We start from the raw sequence: 22,950 nt of genomic DNA, 5'->3' as shown, positions 1-22,950 counted from the left end.
TGAAAGGTTCATGGCGGCAGGATCGAGGAGACGAGAAGTTGCGTATAGGGCTCGCGGGGATCGTCGAGAACCTGGTCGGTGAGACCGGTCTCGATGACGCGGCCGCCCTTCATCACCATCACGCGGTGCGAGAGCAGCCGCGCCACCGCGAGGTCGTGGGTGACGATGATGACCGCGAGGTGCAGCTCGGCGACGAGGCTGCGCACGAGGTCGAGCAGGCGCGCCTGCACGGACACGTCGAGTCCGCCGGTCGGCTCGTCCATGAACACCAACCGCGGTTCGGTGACGAGGTTGCGCGCGATCTGGAGACGCTGGCGCATGCCGCCGGAATAGGTCCGCGGTGCATCGTCGATGCGGGCGGTGTCGATCTCGACGCGGGTGAGCCAGTCGGACGCGGTCTCGCGGATGCGGCCATAGTGATTCCAACCCACCGCCATCAGCCGCTCGCCGACATTGGCGCCGGCCGAGACCGCCATGCGCAAGCCCTGCGCAGGATCCTGATGCACAAAACCCCAATCGGTACGATACAGGAAACGCCGCTCGGCTTCGCCGAGCGAGGCGAGATCGCGGGCGACACCGTCGCGCATCCGATAGGACACATGGCCGCCGCTGGCCGCGAGCTGGCCCGACAGGAGTTGCAGCAGCGTCGACTTGCCCGAACCAGATTCGCCGACGATCGCCAGCACTTCGCCGGGATACAGCGCGAAGGAGACGTCACGGCACGCGGCGATACGGCCGAAGGATTTGCTGAGGGAGGTCGCGACCAGCAGCGGCTGATCGTTTTCGAGCGCCGCGTGATCAACCATTGGTGCCTCCTTGCGCCTTCTCCTTGTACGGCGCGGCGCTGAGGCTGCCGTGATGGCCGGCGGCCTGGCGGCTCTCGCAATAGTCGGTGTCCGAGCACACGAACATCCGTCCGCCCTTGTCGTCGGTGACGATCTCGTCGAGATAGGAATTCTCCGCGCCGCACAGCGCGCAGGGCGCGTTGAAGCGATAGGGCTCGAACGGATGATCCTCGAAATCGAGCGACACCACCTTCGTGTAAGGCGGGATCGCATAGATGCGCTTCTCGCGGCCGGCGCCGAACAATTGCAACGCCGGGCAATTGTCCATCTTGGGATTGTCGAATTTCGGCGTCGGCGACGGATCCATCACGTAGCGCGCATTGACCTTGACCGGATAGGCGTAGGCGGTGGCGATGTGGCCGAAGCGGGCGATGTCCTCATAGAGCTTCACATGCATCAGGCCGTATTCGGCCAGCGCGTGCATGCGCCGCGTCTCGGTCTCGCGCGGCTCGAGGAAACGCAGCGGCTCCGGGATCGGCACCTGATAGACCAGCACCTGGTTTGCGTGCAGCGTCGCCTCGGGGATGCGGTGGCGGGTCTGGATCACCGTCGCTTCGTCAGTTGCGGTCGTCGTGGCAACGCCCGCGGTCTTGGCGAAGAATTTCCGGATCGAGATCGCGTTGGTGGTGTCGTCGGAGCCCTGGTCGATCACCTTCAGCACGTCGGCGGGACCGAGGATCGCAGCGGTCACCTGCACGCCGCCGGTGCCCCAGCCATAGGGCATCGGCATCTCGCGGCTGGCGAACGGCACCTGATAGCCGGGAATGGCGATCGCCTTCAGGATAGCGCGGCGGATCATCCGCTTGGTCTGCTCGTCGAGATAGGCGAAATTGTAGGCGGGCGCGTTCATTCCGCGGCCTCCTTCATGGCATCAGGCGCCTGGGCGTCAGTGAATTCCTTGCGCAGCTTGCGGAGCAGGCCGAGCTCGGACTGGAAGTCGACATAATGCGGCAGCTTCAGATGCTCCACGAAGCCGGTGGCCTGGACATTGTCCGAATGCGACATCACGAATTCTTCATCTTGCGCGGGGGCGAGTGCCTCCTCACCGAGCTCGCGGGCACGCAGCGCGCGGTCGACCAGGGCCATCGACATGGTCTTGCGCTCGCTCTGGCCGAAGGCGAGGCCATAGCCGCGGGTGAAGCACGGCGCTTCGGTCGCGGAGCCCTTGAACTGGTTGACCATCTGGCACTCGGTGAGCTCGATCGAGCCGAGCGGCACGGCGAAGCCGACATCTTCCGCCGAAAATTCCACCTCGACCTCGCCGAAGCGGATCTCGCCGGCGAAGGGATGGTTGCGGCCATAGCCGCGCTGGGTGGAATAGCCCATCGCCAGCAAAAATCCTTCGTCACCACGTGCGAGATTCTGCAGGCGCAAATCACGGTCCGCAGGAAAGTTCAGCGGCTCGCGGGTGAGATCGCCGACGCTGGCGCCGTCCTCGGCCTGCGGAGAGGATTCGATCAGTCCGTCGCGGCCGAGGATGTCGGTCACGCGCGGCGTCGGCGCCGTCGAGGCTTCCGCCGTTGCCGGAACCTCCGGCACAAAGCCTTGCGCGAGCGCGGGATCGAGCAGGCGATGGGTGTAGTCGAAGGTCGGCCCGAGGATCTGCCCGCCGGGAATGTCCTTGAAGGTCGAGGACACCCGCCGCTGCACGCGCATCGCGCCGGTGTCGACCGGCTCGCTCGCGCCGAAACGCGGCATCGTGGCGCGGAAGGCGCGAACCAGGAAGATCGCCTCGATCAGATCGCCGCGCGCCTGCTTGATCGCGAGGGCCGCGAGCTCGCGGTCATAGAGCGAGCCTTCGCTCATGACGCGGTCCACGGCGAGGCCAAGCTGCTCCGAGATCTGGTCGAGCGTGACCTCCGGAACGCCTTGGTCGCCGCGCCGCTTGTCTGCGAGCAGGCGATGGGCGTTCTCGATGGCGCGTTCGCCGCCTTTGACTGCGACATACATGCTTCTAGCTTCCCTTGCTCACGATTCGCGTGGTGCGGGGGATCGCGACCACGGCGTCATCGGCCACCAGCACCACATCGATGCCGCGCGGAAACAGCGCCTCGTTGATGTGCATACGCTCGAACAGATCGAACGGCTTGATCGACGCATTGAGCATGGCGGCGCCGTCGATGCCGGGACCGCGCAGCTCGAAGCTCCGTCCGGAGTCGAGGCTATCGACCTGCAGGATCACCGTGGTGGACCGATCCGGATATTCGCTGGTTCCGAGCGCGAAGCGTTCGAGCGGCGGCAGCGCACCGCCGTCGCTGATCAGCGCAAAACTCGCGATCGAGGAATCCTGCACCACGGGCGCGCCGGTGTGAAACTTCAACCATTTCACCACGTTCGGGCTCTCCGCCAGCCGCGCGTCGAGCCAGAGCGGCGTGTCGTGATCGAACAGCGTCAGCGCGATCGCGGCCGTGCCGCGCATCATCCTGTCGGGCGCCCCCGCCCCCGGTACGATGCGCTGGACCGAGCCCGGCCGCGCCATCGCGTCCATGACCGAGCGAAAGGTCGATTGCGCCGACAGCACCTTGTCGGCGAAGCCCGGCGGCAATTCCGCAATCGTGGTCATGATCTCACCCCTCACCGCGCACCATGGTGTAGAAATCAACCTTCGTCGCAGCGGTCTCGGCCGCCGCCTGCGCGCGGCCAGCCATAAGCTGCTCACGCAACGGGGCGATAACGTCCCGCTCCACCACTCCGCCAAAATCCCTCGACTGCACCAGGGCGTCGCACAAAGCGATCAGCCGCGCTTTCTCGCCGTCGCGCCCGAGCGTGTAGCCGAATCCGACCTCGCCGCTCGCAAGCCGCACCGCGGCGCGCGACACCGTGGCCTCACCGAGATTGAACGGCGCGCCGTCGCCGCCGACCCGGCCGCGCAGCATGACGAGACCGTTTTCGGGCGCGCGCAGGTCCTGATGGGCCGGGAGCGCCAAGTTGCGGAGGCGGGCGGCGATCTCGCCCGCCTCCGCGTGCGCCAGCACGGCCATGGCGGCTTGGCGCTGGGCTTGCTGGTTGTTGTGCAGGGTCACCTGATTCACCGAACCTTTGACAGAACTTGCCGCGCTGAAGTTGTCTATGATAATAGACAACTTAATACGGGAGCGCCATGACTGTTTCGTGACAAGTGCGTGATTTCTGGGCTAGGCTGGCCGGCGATATGAGCATGCAAGACACTGCGTCGTCCGGCGTCGCGCTATGGCGCCTCGTTGCCGACGGCATCGAGCGCGGCATCGCCGACGGCCGCTTTGCGGCCGGCGACAAATTGCCGGGCGAGATGGAGATCGCCGAAACCTATCGGGTGAATCGCCACACCGTGCGGCGCGCGCTGGCAGCGCTTGCCGAGCGCGGCCTGGTGCGCGCCGAGCGCGGCAGCGGAACTTATGTCGAAGCGCAGAAGCTCGCCTATCCCCTGCGCTCGCGCACGCGCTTCTCCGAGATCGTCGGCGCCGGTGGCCGCGAGCCGCGCGGTCAGTTGATCGAGGCGACCGACGATGTCGCGACCCGCGAGCTGGCGCGCGAGCTCGGCCTGAAGGCCGGCGCGCCCTTGGTGCGGATCGAGGCGATTCGCCTTGCCGACCGCACGCCGATTTGCGTCTCCACCACCTGGCTGTCCGCGGAATTGTTTCCCGGCGCCGGTGCCGTGTTCGCGGCGACGCGCTCGATGACGAAGCTGCTGGAGCATTATGGGGTGCGCGACTATCGCCGCGGCGCGACCCGGATCACCGCCGGCATCGTCGACGCAACCGACGCGGCCCGGCTCGATCTCGCGCTCGGACGGCCGATCCTAGTGGTCGATGCCACCGACCACGATCTCGACGGCAAGCCGCTGATGACCAAGCATTCGCGCTTCGCCGCGGAACGGGTGGAGTTTCTGGTGGAGTCGTAGGGCTCTCTCCAAGAAACCGGAGCCGTAGGGTGGGCAAAGGCGCACTTCGCGCCGTGCCCACGATCTTTCTCGATCGTTAAAAATCGTGGGCACGCTGCGCTTTGCCCACCCTACGGCACTTTTGATCAGGCCACGGCCCTGCGCCCAATGATCGCAAAGCGCAGCTTGCCCGAGATGAAATCGATCGCGGCGACCGCGACCAGGATCATCAGGATCAGGAACGACACCTTCTGCCATTCCAGCACGCGGATCTGCTCGGCGAGCTGCAGGCCGATGCCGCCGGCACCGACGATGCCGATGATGGTGGCCGAGCGGGTGTTGGATTCGATGAAATAGAGCACCTGGCCGGCGATCACGGGCAGCACCTGCGGCAACAGCCCGAAGCGGATCTCGTGCAGCGGGCTGCCGCCGGAGGCGCGGATGCCCTCGACCTGCTTCTGGTCGGCGCCCTCGATCGCCTCCGAGAACAGCTTGCCGAAGGCGCCGAAATCCGACACCGCAATGGCGAGCACGCCGGCGAACGGGCCGAGCCCGACGACGTTGATCCACACCAGCGCCCAGATCAGCGTGTCGACGCCGCGGATCGAATCCAGCACGCGGCGAACCGGGAAGCGCAGGATGCTCGACGGCACCACGTTGCGCGCGGCGAGCAGGCTGACCGGAAGCGCGAAGATTGCGGCGAGCGTCGTGCCGAGCAGCGCGATCGACAGCGTCTCGCCGAGCGCCTTCAGATAGATCGGCAGTGAGGAGCCGGGATCGGGCGGGATCATCATCAAGGTGATCCAGCCGAGCTGGCTGAGACCTGCGAAGAAGCGCGACGGCGAGAAGTCGAGATCGACGAGGCCATAAACGAGGACCGCGAACGCCGCGACGATCATCGCGGGTGTGGCAAGCCGCGCCGAGGCCGGCCGGTCGAACACATCCGGATAGCGCGCGCGAAGCTCTCGCGTGTCGATCGCTTGCCGCCTCGTCACGTCCGCGCCTCCTTGCCGAACAGGCGGCCGCGCAGCCAACCGGTGCTGATGTCGATGATGAAGACGGTGACGATGATGGTGAGCAGGATCGCGCTGACGTCCGAATAGTAGAATTTGCGGATCGCGACGACGAGTTCCTGGCCGATGCCGCCGGCACCGACGAAGCCCATCACGGAGGCTTCACGGACGTTGATCTCGAAGCGCAGCAGCGCGTAGCTCGCATAACCCGCGGTCACCTGCGGCACGACGGCGAACCGCATGCAGGACAGCCAGCTCGCGCCGGTCGAGCGGATGCCTTCGACCGGCTTCATGTCGGCGTTCTCGACGATTTCCGAGAACAGCTTTCCGAGCGCGCCGGTGGAGTGGATCGCGATCGCAAGCACGCCCGCCATCGGTCCGAGCCCGAAGGCGATCACGAAGATCAGCGCGAAGACGATGCCCGGAACGGTGCGGGCGAACTCGAGCAGGCGCCGGACGACGAAGCGCAGCCAGGGTGCGGGCGAGGTGTTTTCAGCCGCGAAGAAGTTCAGGCAAAATGCCAAGGTCGCGCCGATCAGCGTGCCGACATAGGAGATCAGCAGCGTCTCGCCGAGCATCTTCAGCCATTTGCGCCAGCCCCAGAGCCACTCGCCGACATCGGTCCAGACGCGCTGGCCGTTGTCGAGCGTGAGGATGCGATCGAAATAGCTGATGAAATTGCCGAAATAGGTGAAGAGCGTGCGCAGATTCACCTCCGCGCCGATTCCCGCGAGAGCCAGCGCGGCGCCGAAGACCGCGATCCCCAACAGCAGGCGGAGCCGCCTGCGCCCGACCGCCTGGCGATAAGCGGCGTTGAGCACGGCAAGCTGCTGCTCGGGGAGGATCGAAACCGCTGTTGTCATCGGCCTGAGATGAGTTCCGTCAAAGAAAGAGCCGGGTCCAGGGACCCGGCTCCAGTTGCATCGCCCTGAGATCAGGACGCCTTCTTCTTACGCAGCGCATCGACGAACTTGATCAGCTCGATCGTGCCATCCCAGTCCTTGGTGGTGGCGGGATGAAAGCCCTTCTTCTGACCGTCGGAGAGGCGGTCGAACGCGGCCTTGTCCTTGGCCGGTGCGTCGAAGAACGCCTTCGCGATGGCGGCCTTGGCGTCTTCCGGCAGGTCGGAATTGTAGGCATAGGGGCCGTTGATGATCGGCGCCGACTTGTGGATGATGCGGAAGTCGTCCTTCTTCATCGCCGAACCGTCGGCATTCTTCAGCATGCCCTTGGTCAGCATCTGCGCCAGCGTGGAATCGTCGTCGCTGGTCCACTGGTTGGCGGCGACGTCGACCGTGCCCTGCGACAGCGCCAGCATTGCGTTCTCGTGGCTGCCGGTGAAGACGACCTTGCCGAAATAGCCGTCGGCATCGGGGATGCCCATCTTGTCCAGCTCGAAGCGCGGCACGTTGTTGCCGGAGGTCGAGTTCGGATCGACGAGGCCGAGATTCTTGCCCTTGAGATCGTCGACCTTCTTGTAGGCGCTGCTCGCCTTGACGAAGAACACCGAGTAATAGCCGGTCGAGCCGTCGGCATTGATGTCGTTGGCGAAGGCGTCGGACTTGACGCCGGTCAGGCGGGCGCGGGCGAACGAGGCCGAGCCGTAGCTGGCGATGTGGATGTTGCCGGCGCGCTGGCCCTCGATGACGGCGGCGTAGTCGTTGGCGATGCGCAGCGTGACCTTCACGCCCAGTTCCTTGGAGAGATAGTTCACGAACGGCGCCCAGCGCTCGGTGACGCCGGAGGCGTTCTCGGCCGGGACGACCGCAAAGGTCAATTCGGGATATTTCGCCTTCCAATCGTCGGCGGAGGCGGAGGCGGTGAACGCGAGCGCGGCGGCGCCGGCAAGAATTAATCTGCGAGTGATCATGATACCCTCTTCATCCGTTGGGGTCGGTGGACGCAAAACTGGCAACAAAAGATGTGGCGCGGCTCAGGCGGCCGCGGCGGTTCCGAGCGCCGGAACGCCCTCGGGCGCCGGGACGGGCACGGTGCCCATGACGTCGGCGGCTTCGAGATCATAGAGCTCACGCGCAACGTGCTCGGTCAGCGCGGACGGCGCGCCGTCGAACACCACACGGCCCGCCGCCATGCCGATCAGGCGGTCGCAATAGCTGCGGGCGAGATCCAGCGAATGCAGATTGCAGAGCACGGTGATGCCGAAATGCTTGTTGATGCGCAGCAGCGCATCCATCACGATCTTGGTGTTGCGCGGATCGAGCGATGCGATCGGCTCGTCGGCGAGGATGATGTCGGGCTGCTGCACCAGCGCACGCGCGATCGCGACGCGCTGCTGCTGGCCGCCGGAGAGCTGGTCGGCACGCTGGGCGGCGAGCGATGCGATGTCGAACTGCTCGAGCGCCGACATCGCCAGCGCCTTGTCCTGCTCGGGCCACACTTGCGACAGTGAGCGCCAGGCCGGCATCGTCGCAAGGCGTCCCATCAGGACGTTGGTGAGGACATCGAGCCGGCCAACTAGGTTGAACTGCTGGAAGATCATGGCCGACCGCGCCCGCCACTGCCGTAGCTCCTTGCCGCGCAGCGCGGTGACGTCGATGCCGTCAAAGAGGATGCGGCCCTGCGTCGGCGTCGCGAGACGATTGATGGTTCGCAGCAGCGTCGACTTGCCGGCGCCGGACCGTCCGATCACACCGACGAAGCCGCCGGGGGAGATTTGAAACGAAGCGTCGTCCACCGCGGCTTTCGCGCCGAAGCGACACGTCAGACCTTCCACCACCAGCATGCGGGACTCCAGATTAGCTGGAGCCAACCGCTAACGCCCGCGCTTGACACTTGTGTGACACGGGCGTTGCGGTGCGGCGATCCTACACAGCTCATCCCCTGTCATCGCCATGTCATGACATCGTCATCAAGCCGCTCGAAGAGGAACGCCCGCCCTCGCGCATCGGATGCAACATGGCCGCCAAGATTCTCTCGGTCCAGCCGACCGTCGACCCCTCGGCCAAGCTGCACGAGACCAGGCTCGGCGCCTATACCGAGGTCGGCGCGCGCACCATCCTGCACGACGTCGCGATGGGCGATTACTCTTATGTCGTGAACGATTCCCAGATCACCTACACCACCATCGGAAAATTCTGCTCGATCGCGGCGATGACGCGCGTCAATCCCGGCAATCACCCGATGCACCGCGCGACCCAGGCGCATTTCACCTATCGCTCCAGCGCCTACTTCGAAGGCGAGAGCGACGATGCCGAGTTCTTCGACTGGCGGCGGCAGCACCACGTCCATATCGGCCACGACGTCTGGATCGGCCACGGCGCGATCGTGCTGCCGGGCCGCAACATCGGCACCGGCGCGGTGATCGCGGCCGGCGCCATCGTCACCAAGGACGTGCCGGCCTACACCATCGTCGCCGGCAATCCCGCCCGCATCGTGCGGCGGCGATTCTCCGAGGAGATCGCCGGACGGCTCGCGAAGCTCGCCTGGTGGGACTGGGATCACGACAAATTGCGCGAAGCGCTGCCCGATTTCCGCAAGCTCGGGATTGAAGATTTTCTCGCGACATACGAAGCACGAGCGACTCCCCAGACCAGATCCCTTACCAGCAAACGAAACGCGGTCGCGTGACAGACATTTTCCTTGAAGGCGGCCGGGCCCTGATCGGCGCCGAGCTTGTCGAAACGTCATTGGCGGTGTCGGGACAGGACATCGCGCAGGTCGATGCCTCACGGGGCCGGTCGCGGCTGATCATCGATGCGCGCAACCTGCTGGTGCTACCCGGCATCGTCGACCTGCACGGCGATGCCTTCGAGCGGCAGATGATGCCGCGCGCCGGGGTCGACTTCCCGATCGATGTCGCGCTCGCCGATAGCGACCGTCAGGCGATCAGCAACGGCATCACCACCGTCTTTCACGCCACGACCTGTTCGTGGGAGCCGGGCCTGCGCAGCGCCGACAACGCGCGCGGTCTGATGGAGGCCATCGAGCGGCAGCGTCCGCAATTCGCCGCCGACACACGCTTCCATCTGCGGCACGAGACCTACAATCTCGATGCCGAGGCCGAGATCAGCGAGTGGCTCAACGAAGGCCGGGTCGACCTGTTCGCTTTCAACGACCACATGGACGGCACCGTCGCCGACATGGCCAAGCCGCGCAAGCGCAACCGCATGGTGGAGCGCACCGGGCTGTCAGCTGAGGAATTCGACCGGCTGGTCGAACGCGTGGTCTCGCGCGCCGACGAGGTGCCGGCTTCGGTTGCGCGTCTGGCCGCCGCGGCGCGCGCGGCCGAGGTGCGGATGCTCTCGCACGATGATGCGACGCCGGCGATGCGCCAGGAGTTTCGCGATCTCGGCGCTGACATCGCGGAGTTTCCGATCAACGAGGAGACGGCGCGGGCGGCGGCAAGCCACGCCGACGCCATCGTCTACGGCGCGCCCAACGTCGTGCGCGGCGGCAGCCACACCGGCTGGACGAAGGCCTCCGACATGATCGCCAAGGGGCTCTGCTCGGTGCTGGCGTCTGACTATTATTATCCCGCGCAGCTGCTCGCCGCGTTCCGCCTCGCCGCCGACGGCGTGCTGCCGCTGACCGACGCCTGGAATCTGGTGTCCGCCGGGCCTGCGCGTGCCACTGGCCTTGCCGATCGCGGCGTGCTCGCGGAAGGACGCCGCGCCGATATTCTGCTGGTCGACGACACCGTGCCGCTGCGGCCACGGCTGATTGCGGTGATCGCGGGCGGAAAGCTCGTCCATCTCACCGATGCGACGCGGGTGCTAACTGCTATGGCGACGCAGCGCGAGACTGTCGTCGCGGCGTAAATTGGTTATGCTGAGGCGATGACAGGTTTCCCCCGCTACGCGATCTATTTTGCCGCCGGCAGTGATAGCGCCCTCTCCCGCTTCGGCGCCGAACTGCTCGGCTACGATGCCTACACTGGCAACGAACTGGCCTTTCCCGCCGACGCATTGCGCGTCGCGCCGGACTGGCGTGACGTCAGCGCCGATCCCCGCAAATACGGCTTTCACGCCACGCTGAAGGCGCCGATGGCGCTCGTATCAGGCAGGACCGAAGCGGAGCTGATGGCCGCCTGCGCCGCATTCGCCGGCAGGCCGCGGCCGCTTCCCGTGATCCGGCCGGTGGTCGATTCCATCAGCGGCTTCATCGCCGTCATTCCGGCCGAGCCGGTCGAGGCGCTCCAGCAACTCGCCGCCGATTGCGCCCGCGATTTCGATTCCTTCCGCGCCACGCTGTCGGCGGACGACCGCGCGCGACGCAAACCCGAGAAGCTGAGCGAACGGCAGCGCGACTATCTCGACCGCTGGGGCTACCCTTACGTGATGGAAGAATTCCGCTTCCACATGACGCTGACCGGGCGGCTGGATGCCGAGCGCCGCGGGCCGATCCTGGAGATGCTGCGGACGCGGTTTGCGGCGCTGGGGATCGAGAAGCTGGCGATCGACCGCATCGCGCTGTTTCGGCAGGATGATGCGTCGGCAAGATTCCACATCATCGACGAGTGGCCGCTGGCACAATAGACCTCAGCGCCAGCTCGCAAGATTCAAGCCGAGCGCCACCGCGCCAACCAGAACGAGGCTGGCCGCCCAGACCGCATCCAGATTGAACCAGCTTCGCGAGACGAACTTCAATCCAAGATGGCGGTAGACCAGCCACGCCAGACATCCGCCGGCGCCGACCATGGCGGCAACGTGCACCAGGGACACCAGCAGCGCCATCCCGAGACTTGTCTTGAAAAGACTTGTCTTCATCAACGCGCCGGCCGCCTCATGGCCGGCATCGAATTCGAAGGCCTGGCAGAGTCCGAGATAGATCGGCACGAGCATCAAGGCGGCGCCGTGAGCAATGGCGACGGCAAATGACCAGAGCGCCAATTGCGTCGGCGGAATTCGTGCCAGCGCGCGCGGATGACGGCGCGCGATCAGCCGATAGACGCCGAAGCCGACGACGAGAAGGCTCGCGCCAATCTGGATCGAACGCTGCCACTCGACCAGCACGAGCAGGAACGCGAATGGCAGCAGCACGAGAAATGTTGCCAGGAGATGCCCGGCCGACAGAGCCCACAACGCCCGGAAGAGTGCGGATGGGCTCTTGTCCATGAGCCCGGCCGAAACGGCGAGCGGCCATCCCATTCCCGGATTGACTCCGTGATAGAGGCCGCTCGCAACAAGCGCGAGCCACAGCCAGCCAAGCGCCGGGCTCGCGTGCCCCCAATCTAGACCGACGGGTAGCAAAAGGAGTCCGTCGAACAATCGCCGCCCTCCAGCCTGATCTGGTGCGCACGATAGCCGTCCGGGAAGCTCACGAAATAGTCCTTGTCGAGCTCGAGGCCGCCGTTGCGACCGACATTGGCCATGACTTCCACACCCGGAACCCCATCGGGATAGAACTGGTCGTCCCAGGTGGAATAGAGCGAATTGGTCCAGTACACGCGCCTGCCGTCGCGGCTGATCTCGACCATTTGCGGGCCGGCCGCAAAGGCCTTGCCATTCGGATGCGCTGTACGGCGTGCGATGCCGCCGATGTGGACGGAGCCCGCAAGCTTCGGCTTTCTGGGATCGCTGACGTCGTACTGGCGCATTTCACCGGTGCCCCAGCACGAGACGTAGAGAAACCGGTCATCCATCGACAGGTCGATGTCGGTGACCAGCGGTGGCACGGCGCCAAATCCCTGCAGCAGCGGCGGGAGCTTCTCCTTTGGTGCGGGTTCGGGCGGGATCGTTGCCGTCTTCTCGGCATGGAATTTCCCGCCTTCGCGCCACCAGGTCCAGATCGATGCTTCGAGATTGGTGGTGTCGACCACGACGCCCACGAAACCGTATTCGCGAACCGGATCGTGCGCAGGCCGCACCTCCAGCGCCATCTGATGATTGGCGCCAAGGTCGATGGTCTGCACATTGCGCCGGGCGCGGAGATCCCAGAAGTGGAGACGATGGCCGTATTTATTCGACAGCAGATCCTCCGGGACGATCCCGTTCTCGAACTGCGGCGGCAGCGCCCATTCGCTCGTCACCATGTAATCGCGCGGCAGATTCCACCAGAAGTCATAATGCAGCGTCTGCGGGCCACGGTCGATCTCCCATCGTCCGAGGACCTCGAACGTCTCGCAATCCATGATGAAGACGCCTGGAGGCCCGTTGGTGCCGTCCTTACCGCCGCCACCCAGCGTGCTCACGTAAATGCCGTCCGGCCCGCAATGGATGGTGTGCGGCCGCGAGTAGCCGGTCTTCTTGAAGATTTCCTCGGGCTCGATGATCTTGTGGATCTTGGCTTTGGTCGGATCTGGCTTGGTATCGATGATGTAGATCCGCGACGAACGGATTCCGGGGATGATGAGATAGCGCCGCTCGATGAAGGCGTGTCCGGCGAGCGGCGACAGGGCGGAGGAGCAGGCATTCCAGCCGAAGTGATGAAATTCGTCGCCCTTATTGGGCATCGTCACGGTGTGGACGATCTGGCTGTAGGTCGGCGATCCCGGCTTGACGTCGATGACCGCGAGAGCATCCGGCTTCGAGAAATCCGGACTGAGCAGCAACGTGTAGGCAAAGTTCTCCGCAGGTGCTTCCATCGCAAGCCTGGGCGATGCGTGAAAGGTGGGGTCCGGCCTCATCGTCATGGCACTGCCTCCCTGATCTGTCGGTTCGCGCCAACCTGGCTCGGGATAACGGCATTATGAAGAGGTGTTACACGATGGCTCGAGATGCTCCGCGGGGCCTGGTTGGCGACGTATATTACTTCATCGCCGGGCCGCGGGAAGCGGCTCGAATCGCGCAAATTCGACGCCGTCAGGCGAAAGGGGCGGATGAGATGAGGCGAGCGCGCAACTCCCCTTCGGGGTCGTTCCGGCAAAGCCCGGGACGACAGCTGAAATATTCAGCCTTCGTAGGGTGGGCAAAGCGGAGCGTGCCCACCACCTGTCGCCGTCAGTAAAGATGGTGGGCACGGCGCTCCGCGCCTTTGCCCACCCTACGACAGCGACGCGTTTGGCCCGTTACTTCCCCCACCGCAGCGCCAGCGCGTCGCGTTCCTTGGCGAGTTCCAGCAGGCCCGCGCGCGTGGCCGGATGCAGCGGCTGGAGCGGATGGCGCACCGCGTCCGACTTGATCACGCCGCCGGCCTGCATCATCGCCTTGCATGCGATCAGGCCGCATTGACGGTTCTCGTAATTGATCAGCGGCAACCAGCGCTCATAGGCGGCCTTCGCTTCCTCGCGCTTGCCGGCGAAATAGGGATCGATGATCTGGCGGATACCGTCGGGATAGCCGCCGCCGGTCATCGCACCGGTGGCACCGGCATCGAGATCGGCGAGCAGCGTGATCGCCTCCTCGCCGTCCCAGGGTCCCTCGATGTCCTTGCCGCCCGCCTCGATCAGGCTGCGGAGCTTTGAGGCCGCGCCCGGCACCTCGATCTTGAAATAACGGATGTTGGCGAAGTCGCGCGCCAGCCGCGCCAGCAGGTCGACCGACAGCGGCGTGCCCGCGACCGGCGCATCCTGGATCATGATCGGAATGGAGATGGCGCCCGAGAGCACCTTGAAGAATTCGACGATGCCCTTCTCAGGGACCCGGAAGGTCGCGCCATGATAGGGCGGCATCACCATCACCATGGCGGCGCCGGCGGCTTCGGCTTGCTGGCTGCGCGCGGCGCAGACCGCCGAGCTGAAATGCGTGGTGGTGACGATCACGGGAACCCGGCCCGCGACATGCTCCAGCACCGCATGCATCACGGTCTCGCGCTCGGCATCGGTGAGCACGAACTGCTCGGAGAAATTGGCGAGGATGCAGAGGCCGTTCGAGCCGGCATCGATCATGAAATCGATGCAGCGGCGCTGGCCCTCGAGGTCGAGCTCACCACGCTCGTCGAAGATGGTGGGTGCGACCGGGAACACGCCGCGATACGGGCGCTGGGCCTTGTGTGGGGTGACCGGCATCGAACTCTCCATCCCTGATCTGTTTTACGTCTGGCGCCGCATAGTTGATGCGGCGGCACAGATGTAGCCGCCGCGCGGACCGGCGGCAATGCCGAACCCACGACGTCAGGTTGGAAGAATGAGGCGAAACTACGCGGTCTTGACCGCGCCCAAAAAGCCCTCGACTGCGACGCGGAGGCGGTCGGCGTCGGCTGACATCTTCTTGACGGATTCCGACAACACCGTGCCGGCGTTGCCGGTCTCCTGGTTGAGCCTGGCGACGCTGCCGATGGTATCGGTGACTTCGCGCGTACCCTGCGCGGCCTGCTGGAAATTGCGCGAGATCTCGGTGGTGGCCGCGCGCTGCTGCTCGACGGCGGCGGCAATCGCCGTCATCTTCTCGTCGATGCCGCTGATGGCGCCGCCGATGGCGCGGATCGCGGTCACGGCCTGGCCAGTGGCGCCCTGGATCTCCTCGACCTGACGCGAGATCTCTTCCGTCGCCGTCGCCGTCTGTGCGGCGAGGTTCTTGACCTCGCCCGCGACCACGGCAAAGCCCCGGCCCGCTTCGCCGGCGCGCGCGGCTTCGATGGTGGCGTTCAAGGCCAGAAGATTGGTCTGGCCGGCGATGGCGTTGATCATCTTGACGACTTCGCCGATGCGGCTTGCGGTCTGGTCGAGGATCTCGACCGTCGCGTTGGTCTGCTCGGCCTGCGACACGGCTTCGCGAGCCTCGCGGGCGCTCGACTGCACCTGCGCGGAGATCTCGCCGACCGATGCGGAGAGTTCCTCGGTCGCCGCCGCGATGGTCTCCAGATTGTTGGTGGCCTGCTCGGCGGCGGAAGAGACCGCCGCGGTCTGGCTGCTCGATTCCGACACCAGCGAGCGCACGCCGGTTGCGGTGGCATCGAGCTCCCGCGTCGAGGCCACAACGCTGTGGATCACCGCCTGCACGGTGTCATCAAAACTGCGGCAGGCCTCGTCGACGGTACCGGAGCGGGCCAACTGCAAGGCCTGCTGCGATTCACGCTCCCGGCCCAGGCGCTCGGCGGTCGCCGCGCTCTCGCGCAGGCTTTCGAGCGCCGCGGCCATGGTGCCGAATTCGTCGGGATGCCGGGATTGCGGCACCGGCGTCGCATAGTCGCGCGCGCTGATGCGGGCGATGGCGTCGAGAATGGCGCGCACCGGGCGCATCAGACGATTGCGCACCACGAACACACCGGTCAGGGTCACGGCAAGCGCGAGCAGGAAGGCGAGCGACTGTACCATGAGGTTGGTGAGAGCCTTGGCCTGAACGGCCTCGGCACGCGCGATCGACTGATCCAGCGCCTTGGTCGCGACGCCGACAATGAGCGCGAACGGTGACTGGCAGAGCGTATTCCATTCTGCCGCAGGGAGCGCCGGCTTGCCGCTGCCGTCAAAATTTTTGGTGAGCTCGTTGATCTGCTTGAGAACACCATCGGTCTTGGCCTTCGCGTCCGTCGCTGCCGTGACCAGCTCCGCCGACACACCGGGCGCAGCCAGCAGCTCGGCCATGCCGGCCCATGCGGAGGTGATGGTGCCGTCCCATTGCGCCACCGACCGCTTCTGGGCGTCGTCGAGCGGCTTGCTGCTGTTGACGTTCGAGCGCAGTGACGAACAATGGATGCCATAGCGGTCGCGCACCTGCCAGGCGAAGCGGCGGACCTGGATCATGCGTGCGATATAGGGATCGTTCATCCAGGCGCGGTTCGACACCGCCGTGGAGGCGAGGTTCGCGGTGTCGATGACCTTGGTGACGGAATCGTACCAGGAGTTGGTTCGCTCAAGCTTGCGCTCGGCGCGCGGACGCTTGGCCTCGTCGTAGAACAGCTGGAATTGCGGCGCGGTCTCGCTCCAGCGCTGCTTCAGCGTGCCGGCGAGCTCGTCGCGGCGGGCGAAGTCGACGGTCGAGAGCGCAGCGCCGACGGCCTCATAGCCGGCCTGCTCGGCCTTCTCCGCCGCTTCGAGCTTGGCGCGCGGATCGTCCTCGCCGAGCAGCGCACTCTGGGCATCGCCGCGATTGGTCCGCAGCGACAGCACGCCCTGGAAGATCGCCTTATCGGCCGCGGCAAGCCGCTCGGTCTCGAGACTCTCGCTGTAGCGGCCAAAAGCCCCGGCCATCTGGAACGCCGTCGAGGCCAGCGCGCCGGCAGCAAGGAGGGCCATCAGCGTCAGGAGAAGCGAGCTTACCGATTTCTTAAACATTGCCATGGGTCGGGGGCCTACTCTTCACGAGCGGCCACCTTGCATCGCGACATGCCAAGGTTTGGTTAAGACTTTAATCAAGTACCTGCGGTTGTGCCCGCCGCGCCTCCTGGCGGGCCGCGTCCCTCACGCGACCTTGGTGAAATCCGGCGGACGGCGCTCGGCAAAAGCCGTAAACGCCTCGCGCGCCTCGGCGGTGCGCAGGCGCTGCGCGAACTGCTCGCCTTCGGCCTGCATCTGCGCGACCAGTGCTTCGCCGTTGCGCATCAGCTTCTTGGTCGCCGTGAGCGCGCCGGCCGGCTGGCGGGCAAGACGCTGCGCCAGCGCGAGCGCCTCGGCATCGAGCTTGTCGAGCGGCACCACGCGGTTGGCGAGGCCCCATTCCAGCGCGGCCTTCGCCGGTAGGGTCTCGCCCAGCGCGAACATCTCGTAGGCGCGGGCATGGCCGATACGCGCCGGCATCAGCAGGCTCGATGCGGCCTCCGGCACCAATGCGAGGCTGACGAAAGGCGTCGACAATTGCGCGTTGTCGGCGAGCACGACGAGATCGCAATGCAGCAGCATCGTGGTGCCGACGCCGACGGCGCGGCCCTGCACGGCGGCGACCAGCGGCCGGGTGCAGCGCGCCAGAGACTGGATGAAGCGCACGACGTTGCGGCTGCCTTCGGACTTGCCGGCCGCGACCGCGGCGAATTCGCCGACGTCGTTGCCGGCCGTGAACATGTCGCCCTCGCCACGGATCAGGATTACGCGGGCCGACGGATCGAACTCGGCGGATTCGATGCTGTCAGCAAGCTTGCCGTACATCGCATCGGTCAGCGCGTTCTTCTTGTCGGGACGCGCCAGCGTGAGGGTGAGAATTCCGCTATTGTTCTCGATCCGGACGTGCTCGGTCATCGCTCTCTCCTTTTATTCGTCTGAATGTCTTGTTTCTGAAGATCTTGTATCTGAAGGCCTTGGAAACTTGTCCTGAATGCTCGTCAGCCAGCGCGCGACGATGTCGATCTCCGCAGCCGTGAATCCGTCCGTCAGCGCCGCGTTGACCTCTGCCGCGCCTGCCTTTGCTTGCGCCAGCGCGGTCCGCCCCTTCGGCGTCAGCCAGATGCGCCAGGCGCGTCCGTCCTCGCGATCGGCCCGCCGCTCGATCAATTTCGCCGCCTCCGTGCGGTCGACGAGGCCGGAAATGCCGGCCGGCCCCATGTCGAGCGCCGCGCCCGCCTCGCCCATCAGGACGCCATCCTGCTTGCCGAGGATGAACAGCAGCCCTGCCTGCGCCGGCGTCACCGCGTTCTCCGGCCGCGCCGCCATCCAGCGCTGCAGCCGGCGCTGCGCAACGCTCAGCAGGTAGATCAGCCGATGATGCCGCGCGTCGGCCGGTTTATTTCGCATGCGAAGCAAATAGCGCCTGTCGGTCTCTTTGTCAAAGCGCTTGACGTTCTCGCGCGTTCATGTTCCTTATTTGTTCCAAACTCGTTCTAGTTGCAACAGAAAGGTGAGCCGTGGCGTAGAAGCTGGAGCAAGCGGAAGAGCAAGACCAAGAACACGAAACGGAAGGCGAACTCGCCTATGCGTTCGGGGTTCTGGACGCGTACTTCCATGGCGTTCCGCTCAGCAAGCTCGTCACGACCACCCGGCAGTTTCCCGGCCACATGCGAGTGGACGTCCAAGCCGCCCTCGACAAGCTGCTGGCAGCGCACGTCGACTTGTTCGGACTTGCCGAGGAACACTACGAAACGCTGTCGTTTGCGCGCCTGCTCCGCGACGATCGGAGCGCCGTGGCGATCGCCCCGCTGCAATATTCCGACGTCGATGTCGGCGAGAGCAGTCCGTCGCGGTGCCTCGACAACGGCTTGTGGCTCTGCGAGCACGACGGCTTGCGCCATGCCGTCCTGCTCTGCGCCGACCGCGACCCCCGTCGCGAGCCCGGCATCCGGATCGAAATCATGGTGTCCGCGGGAAGCACGGGGGCGGCCGTGGTGCAGCATTGCTTCGGCGCGCTCGAAGACGCCGTGCAGGCCGCGCGCACCTATCGCGGCAAGATCCTGTCGCTCGAGGAATCTTCCGACTACCGCGGCCAATCCCGCGGCATCAATGTGCACCGGCTACCGACCGTCCGACGCGACGAGGTGATCCTGCCGGAGCGGACTCTGCGGCTGCTCGAACGCAACGTGCTCAATTTCGTTGGGACGCGCGAGCAACTGCGGCGGCTCGGACAATCGACGCGCAAAGGCATCCTGCTTTACGGACCGCCCGGCACAGGCAAGACCCATACGATCCGCTATCTCGCAACGCATCTGCCTGGACATACGACCCTGATCATCACGGCCGGGCAGATCGGCCTTCTCAGCGCCTATATGGGCCTGGCACGGCTGCTGCAGCCCGCGATGGTGGTGATCGAGGACGTCGACCTGATCGCGCGCGACCGCCGCAACATGGGGCCATGCGAAGAAACCATGCTCAACAGGCTGCTCAACGAGATGGACGGATTGAAGCCGGATGCCGACATCCTTTTCGTTCTCACCACCAATCGGCCACAGGACCTGGAAGCTGCCCTGGCCGGTCGCCCCGGTCGCGTCGACCAGGCCATCGAAGTGCCGCTCCCGGATGAAAATGGCCGCAGCAAGCTGGTGCGCCTCTATGGCAAGGGATTGCCGCTCGACGACGCGATCGTCATCGAGGCTGCCCGCCGCAGCGAGGGGACGAGTTGCGCCTTCATCAAGGAACTGATGCGGCGGCTGGCGCAAGCCAGCTTGGCGCGCGACGGCGGCAAGTCGATCGTCTCGGCCGATATCGACGAAGCCCTCGACGACATGCTGTTCTCTGGCGGCCGGCTCAATGCGCGTCTGCTCGGCGGGGCGCAGGCGATGGCAGCGGAGTGACTTCGCGGTCATCCATCCGGCCTGTGCCGCCTTACGGCGCGCAGGTGAAGCTTGCCGCCTCCGTCACCGCACCGGTCTTGTAGTGCGGCCAGGCCGGCCAGCGGCACAGCGGCAGCGCGCGCAGCGTTGCGAACGAGGGCGCCTCGACCTTCTGCTCGGCAACTTCGAGGTCTCCGGGCGCCTTGCCCTTCTCGATCCAGTCGACCAGCACGCTCAGCATATCGACGTTGGCCGGTGCGCCGGAGCCGACATGATCGACGCCGGGTGCGGTGTAGAGCCGCGCGAACTCTGCCGTTTCGGCCTTGCCGAGCTTGCGCTCGACGCTCTCGAAATAACGGATGCCGGCATAGGGGCTCTGCGCGTAGTCGGCCATGTGCTCGAGCATGATCAGACGGCCGCCGCGGGCGCGGAAGCGGCTGAGATCGGGATCGGTCGAATCCATCAGCTTCGAAACCTCGAGCAGCCGCGCCTTGTGCTCCTCAACCTTGTAGGTGGTGACATCGAGCTTGGGATCGCGCGCGAAGACATATTGGATGCCGCCGGCGCCGTAGATCCAGGCGATGCCGTTGTTGGGCGCAGGCGGCTGCGCCGGCGGCGCGGTGCCGAGCCACCACGCCACCCAGCCGCCGGTCGGGCCGATCGCCGGCGTATCCTCACCCGACACGCCCCAGCCGGGATAGTCGTCGAGACCGTTGGCGAGCGCGAACGGGAATTTGTAGGTCCCGTGCAAGGTATCGATCGCCTTGATCTGTGCATCGGTCAGGCACTGATCGCCGCTCTTTCCGGCCTCACAGCGCAGCGTCTCGACCTTGAAGGCCGCCTTGCAGGCGACGGGATCCTGCACCAGCGCATCGTCGGAGCCATCGGCCTTGTCGCAAGCCGCCCGCACGGCATCGCCGACGAGCTTCACCTGCGCCGGATTGATCCAGCCCGCGCCCATGGTGACGAGACCCGAACGCGTGCCGGCGTGCTGCAGGCCGACCCAGTTGATCACGGGCACGCGGGCGAAGATGCCGTCGAAATCGTCAGGGTAACGCTGCGCCATGGTCAGGCCTTCACGGCCGCCCTCGGACGAACCCATGAAATACATCTTGTCCGGCTTCTTGCCGTAGGCGCGCTCCATCAACCCAACGGCCACATCGCGCACCTTCTTGTAGGCGCGGTGAGCAAAATTCTCGAAGGCTTCGTCGTTGAGCGCGAAGACCTGTGGCGGCTCGCCTTGCTTGGTCTCGTGACCCGAGTCGGTGCCATAGGTGACGAAGCCGCGCGCGAGCGGCGACGGCTTGTCGAAGGGATAGGCCGGCGGCAGCGCAAGGCCGGTGATCAGCACACCGTTGAAACCGCCGCCGCCATATTGCAGCGAGCGGCCGTTCCATTCGACGGGAAGGTTGACCTGGAATCTGATCGGCGGCGCCTTGGGATCGACAGGGTCGATATGACCGAGCACCTTGCAGAAGGCCGGATTGGCCGGCGTGACGCGCCCTGACGGCGTCGGTCCGCGTTCGGCAACGGCGATCGGCGAGGGCGCCTGCAAGGTTGCGGAGTCGATCTTCACGGCATCGGCCCCGCCGACGAGACCCTTGCAGACCACATCGGCGTCTTCCGCCAGCGTTGCCGCCGACGCCGTGCCCGTTCCCAGTGTCGCCATCGAGCCTACAAGCAACGCACACAGCTTCGCTCTCTTTCGCGTCATCGTTTCCACCCGGCTTTCTCGATTTGTTGCGTCGACGGCTGGCCGCATTGAATGCAACCTTCGTCCTCCCGTCAATCGCTCACGCCGAGCCGCCCATCAGAATGATCCGAGCGCGCTCCCCAAGGCGATCACGGCCACCAGCGCCAATAGCGACGTCACGATGCCCACCATCACAATGTCGAGATAGCTGTCGCGATGGGTCAGGCCGCAGATCGCGAGCAGGCTGACCACCGCACCGTTGTGCGGCAGGATGTCCAGCGTCCCCGAACCGATCACCGCGACGCGATGCATCAGCGCAAGGTCGATGGCGTTGCGCGCGGCGATCTCGACATAGGTCTGGCCGAGCGCGTCGAGCGCGATCGTCAAGCCGCCGGATGCCGAGCCGGTCAGCGCGGCCAGAATATTGGTCGCAACCGCGAGCGAGACCAACGGGCCACCTTCGATCGCAAGCACCCAGTCGCGCACCGTTTCGAAAGCCGGTAGCGCCGCGATGACCGCGCCGAATCCGACGAGGCTGGCGACGCTGAGCGCCGGCAGAACCGATGCATTGGCACCGGCGTCCATGGTCTGCCGCAAAGAGGGAAGCCGGGCCCAATTGAGGAAGATGGTCGTGACGATGGCGGCACCCAGCGCGGTGCTGACCGACCACACACCAGCGACCGCCGCCAACGATGTACCGCCGAAGCGCTGCTCGCTCAGATACGAGACATCGAGCCGCGGCAACACCAGCAGCGACATCACGAGATTGACAGCCACGACGACGGCCAGCGGCAGGATGGCACTCACCACCGGAGCAGACATTTCACCGCGCCGTCCATGCCGGATCTCGGCCGGATCGAATTCTCGTGCGGTGGTCGCGTATTCGCGGACCAGTTCGTCGTCGACGGCACGTTCGGTTGCACCCTCCATGTCCTCGCCATAGCCTTCCCCCGCACGGCGAGCTGCGGCTTCGGCGCGGCGCAACCACCACAATCCCGCTCCAACCATGATCAGGGAGGCGATGATGCCGAGTCCGGGCGCGGCAAAAGGCGTTGTGCCGAAGAACGGCATCGGGATCGCGTTCTGGATCGATGGCGTGCCCGGCAAGGCCGACATCGTGAAGGTGGATGTGCCCAGCACGATCGCGGCCGGAATCAATCGCCGCGGAATCGCGGCGGCACGAAACAGCGAGCGGGCCATGGGGACGATCACGAAGAACGCAACGAACAGGCTGACGCCGCCATAGGTGACCATCGCACCGGCGAGCATGACCGCCAGGATCACGTGGCGCTGGCCGAGACGTCTCGCCATGAAGGCGGCAACCGACGCGACCGCCCCGCTGTCGTCCATCAGTTTCCCGAATACGGCGCCAAGCAGAAAAATCGGGAAGAACTGCGCCAGGAATGCAGCAGCATTCACCATGAAGATCTGCGTCAGGTTCGCAAGCAGCGGCTCGCCGCCGAACAGCGCCGCGACGAGCGCGGCGAACGGCGCCAGCAGGAGGACGCTCCAGCCGCGAAAGGCGAATAGGACGAGAAGGCCAAGCCCGACGAGAATGCCGAGAAGCCCCAC

The 22,950-nt window shown here is 65.6% G+C and carries 22 protein-coding genes; 5 read left to right on the top strand and 17 right to left on the bottom strand.

Annotated elements, in window-relative coordinates:
* Nucleotides 1-8: 8 nt before the first annotated feature.
* The 5 genes from phnK to phnG are packed head-to-tail and all read right to left on the bottom strand — an operon-like array spanning nucleotide 9 to nucleotide 3,877.
* Complete coding sequence (gene phnK / locus A3AS_RS0130175; protein ID WP_018321228.1) at nucleotides 9-806, bottom strand: phosphonate C-P lyase system protein PhnK; 798 nt, start codon at nucleotides 804-806, stop codon at nucleotides 9-11.
* A complete protein-coding gene (locus A3AS_RS0130170) occupies nucleotides 799-1,695 on the bottom strand; it encodes an alpha-D-ribose 1-methylphosphonate 5-phosphate C-P-lyase PhnJ (protein ID WP_018321227.1) in 897 nt (298 codons plus the stop codon). The genes phnK and A3AS_RS0130170 overlap by 8 nt, the downstream gene beginning before the upstream one ends.
* The gene (locus A3AS_RS0130165) at nucleotides 1,692-2,795 is read right to left on the bottom strand and encodes a carbon-phosphorus lyase complex subunit PhnI (protein ID WP_018321226.1); all 1,104 of its coding nucleotides are present in this window, start codon (nucleotides 2,793-2,795) and stop codon (nucleotides 1,692-1,694) included. The genes A3AS_RS0130170 and A3AS_RS0130165 overlap by 4 nt, the downstream gene beginning before the upstream one ends.
* A 4-nt stretch (nucleotides 2,796-2,799) precedes the next feature.
* Nucleotides 2,800-3,408: a phosphonate C-P lyase system protein PhnH gene (phnH, locus tag A3AS_RS0130160; protein WP_018321225.1), complete on the bottom strand. Its 609-nt coding sequence runs from the start codon at nucleotides 3,406-3,408 to the stop codon at nucleotides 2,800-2,802.
* Between the two features lie 4 nt (nucleotides 3,409-3,412).
* Entirely contained in the window at nucleotides 3,413-3,877 is a 465-nt protein-coding gene (gene phnG / locus A3AS_RS0130155) for a phosphonate C-P lyase system protein PhnG (RefSeq protein ID WP_018321224.1), read from the bottom strand.
* A gap of 119 nt (nucleotides 3,878-3,996) precedes the next feature.
* On the opposite strand from phnG, the gene phnF reads away from it, so the two are divergent.
* Nucleotides 3,997-4,725: a phosphonate metabolism transcriptional regulator PhnF gene (gene phnF, locus A3AS_RS0130150; protein ID WP_018321223.1), complete on the top strand. Its 729-nt coding sequence runs from the start codon at nucleotides 3,997-3,999 to the stop codon at nucleotides 4,723-4,725.
* A gap of 125 nt (nucleotides 4,726-4,850) precedes the next feature.
* On the opposite strand, the gene phnE (A3AS_RS0130145) is transcribed toward phnF, so the two are convergent.
* From phnE (A3AS_RS0130145) to phnC, 4 genes are all read right to left on the bottom strand, one after another.
* Nucleotides 4,851-5,699, bottom strand: coding sequence for a phosphonate ABC transporter, permease protein PhnE (gene phnE / locus A3AS_RS0130145; RefSeq protein WP_018321222.1), 849 nt, complete (start codon nucleotides 5,697-5,699; stop codon nucleotides 4,851-4,853).
* On the bottom strand, nucleotides 5,696-6,580 hold the full coding sequence (phnE, locus tag A3AS_RS0130140) for a phosphonate ABC transporter, permease protein PhnE (protein ID WP_018321221.1): 885 nt from the start codon (nucleotides 6,578-6,580) through the stop codon (nucleotides 5,696-5,698). Before phnE (A3AS_RS0130140) ends, phnE (A3AS_RS0130145) begins: the two co-directional genes overlap by 4 nt.
* A gap of 71 nt (nucleotides 6,581-6,651) precedes the next feature.
* Nucleotides 6,652-7,587 carry a phosphonate ABC transporter substrate-binding protein gene (phnD, locus tag A3AS_RS0130135; RefSeq protein WP_018321220.1) on the bottom strand — a complete coding sequence of 312 codons (936 nt, stop codon included), beginning with the start codon at nucleotides 7,585-7,587 and terminating at the stop codon, nucleotides 6,652-6,654.
* Between the two features lie 63 nt (nucleotides 7,588-7,650).
* On the bottom strand, nucleotides 7,651-8,460 hold the full coding sequence (phnC, locus tag A3AS_RS0130130) for a phosphonate ABC transporter ATP-binding protein (RefSeq protein ID WP_018321219.1): 810 nt from the start codon (nucleotides 8,458-8,460) through the stop codon (nucleotides 7,651-7,653).
* Between the two features lie 173 nt (nucleotides 8,461-8,633).
* Between phnC and A3AS_RS0130125 the strand changes: the two genes are divergently transcribed.
* The 3 genes from A3AS_RS0130125 to A3AS_RS0130115 are packed head-to-tail and all read left to right on the top strand — an operon-like array spanning nucleotide 8,634 to nucleotide 11,212.
* Nucleotides 8,634-9,305 (top strand): chloramphenicol acetyltransferase, encoded by a 672-nt coding sequence (locus A3AS_RS0130125; protein WP_026202513.1) that lies wholly within the window; start codon nucleotides 8,634-8,636, stop codon nucleotides 9,303-9,305.
* Nucleotides 9,302-10,495 (top strand): alpha-D-ribose 1-methylphosphonate 5-triphosphate diphosphatase, encoded by a 1,194-nt coding sequence (locus A3AS_RS0130120; protein ID WP_018321217.1) that lies wholly within the window; start codon nucleotides 9,302-9,304, stop codon nucleotides 10,493-10,495. Before A3AS_RS0130125 ends, A3AS_RS0130120 begins: the two co-directional genes overlap by 4 nt.
* An 18-nt stretch (nucleotides 10,496-10,513) precedes the next feature.
* On the top strand, nucleotides 10,514-11,212 hold the full coding sequence (locus A3AS_RS0130115; protein WP_018321216.1) for a DUF1045 domain-containing protein: 699 nt from the start codon (nucleotides 10,514-10,516) through the stop codon (nucleotides 11,210-11,212).
* 3 nt (nucleotides 11,213-11,215) lie between these two features.
* Here A3AS_RS0130115 and A3AS_RS0130110 read toward each other — a convergent pair whose 3' ends face one another.
* The 6 genes from A3AS_RS0130110 to A3AS_RS44035 all read right to left on the bottom strand — a co-directional run bounded on the left by A3AS_RS0130110 (nucleotide 11,216) and on the right by A3AS_RS44035 (nucleotide 18,216).
* Nucleotides 11,216-11,824: a hypothetical protein gene (locus A3AS_RS0130110; protein ID WP_018321215.1), complete on the bottom strand. Its 609-nt coding sequence runs from the start codon at nucleotides 11,822-11,824 to the stop codon at nucleotides 11,216-11,218.
* Nucleotides 11,825-11,907: 83 nt separating this feature from the next.
* Nucleotides 11,908-13,308: a selenium-binding protein SBP56-related protein gene (locus tag A3AS_RS0130105; RefSeq protein ID WP_018321214.1), complete on the bottom strand. Its 1,401-nt coding sequence runs from the start codon at nucleotides 13,306-13,308 to the stop codon at nucleotides 11,908-11,910.
* A gap of 375 nt (nucleotides 13,309-13,683) precedes the next feature.
* Nucleotides 13,684-14,622 (bottom strand): dihydrodipicolinate synthase family protein, encoded by a 939-nt coding sequence (locus A3AS_RS0130100; protein WP_026202511.1) that lies wholly within the window; start codon nucleotides 14,620-14,622, stop codon nucleotides 13,684-13,686.
* A 129-nt stretch (nucleotides 14,623-14,751) separates the two neighbouring features.
* Nucleotides 14,752-16,833, bottom strand: a complete 2,082-nt coding sequence (locus tag A3AS_RS0130095; protein WP_018321212.1) for a methyl-accepting chemotaxis protein — start codon at nucleotides 16,831-16,833, stop codon at nucleotides 14,752-14,754.
* 120 nt (nucleotides 16,834-16,953) lie between these two features.
* Complete coding sequence (locus A3AS_RS0130090; protein ID WP_018321211.1) at nucleotides 16,954-17,724, bottom strand: enoyl-CoA hydratase; 771 nt, start codon at nucleotides 17,722-17,724, stop codon at nucleotides 16,954-16,956.
* Nucleotides 17,725-17,736: 12 nt separating this feature from the next.
* Nucleotides 17,737-18,216, bottom strand: a complete 480-nt coding sequence (locus A3AS_RS44035) for a MarR family winged helix-turn-helix transcriptional regulator (protein ID WP_018321210.1) — start codon at nucleotides 18,214-18,216, stop codon at nucleotides 17,737-17,739.
* A 260-nt stretch (nucleotides 18,217-18,476) separates the two neighbouring features.
* Between A3AS_RS44035 and A3AS_RS44030 the strand changes: the two genes are divergently transcribed.
* Entirely contained in the window at nucleotides 18,477-19,706 is a 1,230-nt protein-coding gene (locus tag A3AS_RS44030) for an ATP-binding protein (protein WP_018321208.1), read from the top strand.
* Nucleotides 19,707-19,737: 31 nt separating this feature from the next.
* Here A3AS_RS44030 and A3AS_RS0130070 read toward each other — a convergent pair whose 3' ends face one another.
* Nucleotides 19,738-21,399 carry a tannase/feruloyl esterase family alpha/beta hydrolase gene (locus A3AS_RS0130070; protein WP_026202510.1) on the bottom strand — a complete coding sequence of 554 codons (1,662 nt, stop codon included), beginning with the start codon at nucleotides 21,397-21,399 and terminating at the stop codon, nucleotides 19,738-19,740.
* A 96-nt stretch (nucleotides 21,400-21,495) separates the two neighbouring features.
* Entirely contained in the window at nucleotides 21,496-22,950 is a 1,455-nt protein-coding gene (locus tag A3AS_RS0130065) for a GntP family permease (RefSeq protein ID WP_018321206.1), read from the bottom strand.

The organism is Bradyrhizobium sp. WSM2793, from assembly GCF_000379585.1.
Lineage (GTDB): Bacteria > Pseudomonadota > Alphaproteobacteria > Rhizobiales > Xanthobacteraceae > Bradyrhizobium.
Note: the sequence above shows the minus strand (reverse complement) of the source record. Positions and strands in the feature narration are given on the sequence as shown.

Bases quoted from the DNA above. Each gene is read 5' to 3' on its own strand.
- phnE (WP_018321221.1), bottom strand. From the start codon at position 6,580: ATGACAACAGCGGTTTCGATCCTCCCCGAGCAGCAGCTTGCCGTGCTC.
- phnK (WP_018321228.1), bottom strand. From the start codon at position 806: ATGGTTGATCACGCGGCGCTCGAAAACGATCAGCCGCTGCTGGTCGCG.
- A3AS_RS0130090 (WP_018321211.1), bottom strand. From the start codon at position 17,724: ATGACCGAGCACGTCCGGATCGAGAACAATAGCGGAATTCTCACCCTC.
- A3AS_RS0130105 (WP_018321214.1), bottom strand. From the start codon at position 13,308: ATGACGATGAGGCCGGACCCCACCTTTCACGCATCGCCCAGGCTTGCG.
- A3AS_RS0130100 (WP_026202511.1), bottom strand. From the start codon at position 14,622: ATGCCGGTCACCCCACACAAGGCCCAGCGCCCGTATCGCGGCGTGTTC.
- phnC (WP_018321219.1), bottom strand. From the start codon at position 8,460: ATGCTGGTGGTGGAAGGTCTGACGTGTCGCTTCGGCGCGAAAGCCGCG.
- phnH (WP_018321225.1), bottom strand. From the start codon at position 3,408: ATGACCACGATTGCGGAATTGCCGCCGGGCTTCGCCGACAAGGTGCTG.
- A3AS_RS0130165 (WP_018321226.1), bottom strand. From the start codon at position 2,795: ATGTATGTCGCAGTCAAAGGCGGCGAACGCGCCATCGAGAACGCCCAT.
- A3AS_RS0130070 (WP_026202510.1), bottom strand. From the start codon at position 21,399: ATGACGCGAAAGAGAGCGAAGCTGTGTGCGTTGCTTGTAGGCTCGATG.
- phnF (WP_018321223.1), top strand. From the start codon at position 3,997: ATGAGCATGCAAGACACTGCGTCGTCCGGCGTCGCGCTATGGCGCCTC.
- A3AS_RS0130125 (WP_026202513.1), top strand. From the start codon at position 8,634: ATGGCCGCCAAGATTCTCTCGGTCCAGCCGACCGTCGACCCCTCGGCC.
- A3AS_RS44030 (WP_018321208.1), top strand. From the start codon at position 18,477: ATGCGAGTGGACGTCCAAGCCGCCCTCGACAAGCTGCTGGCAGCGCAC.
- A3AS_RS0130170 (WP_018321227.1), bottom strand. From the start codon at position 1,695: ATGAACGCGCCCGCCTACAATTTCGCCTATCTCGACGAGCAGACCAAG.
- A3AS_RS0130110 (WP_018321215.1), bottom strand. From the start codon at position 11,824: ATGGGATGGCCGCTCGCCGTTTCGGCCGGGCTCATGGACAAGAGCCCA.
- A3AS_RS0130095 (WP_018321212.1), bottom strand. From the start codon at position 16,833: ATGGCAATGTTTAAGAAATCGGTAAGCTCGCTTCTCCTGACGCTGATG.
- phnD (WP_018321220.1), bottom strand. From the start codon at position 7,587: ATGATCACTCGCAGATTAATTCTTGCCGGCGCCGCCGCGCTCGCGTTC.
- A3AS_RS44035 (WP_018321210.1), bottom strand. From the start codon at position 18,216: ATGCGAAATAAACCGGCCGACGCGCGGCATCATCGGCTGATCTACCTG.
- A3AS_RS0130115 (WP_018321216.1), top strand. From the start codon at position 10,514: ATGACAGGTTTCCCCCGCTACGCGATCTATTTTGCCGCCGGCAGTGAT.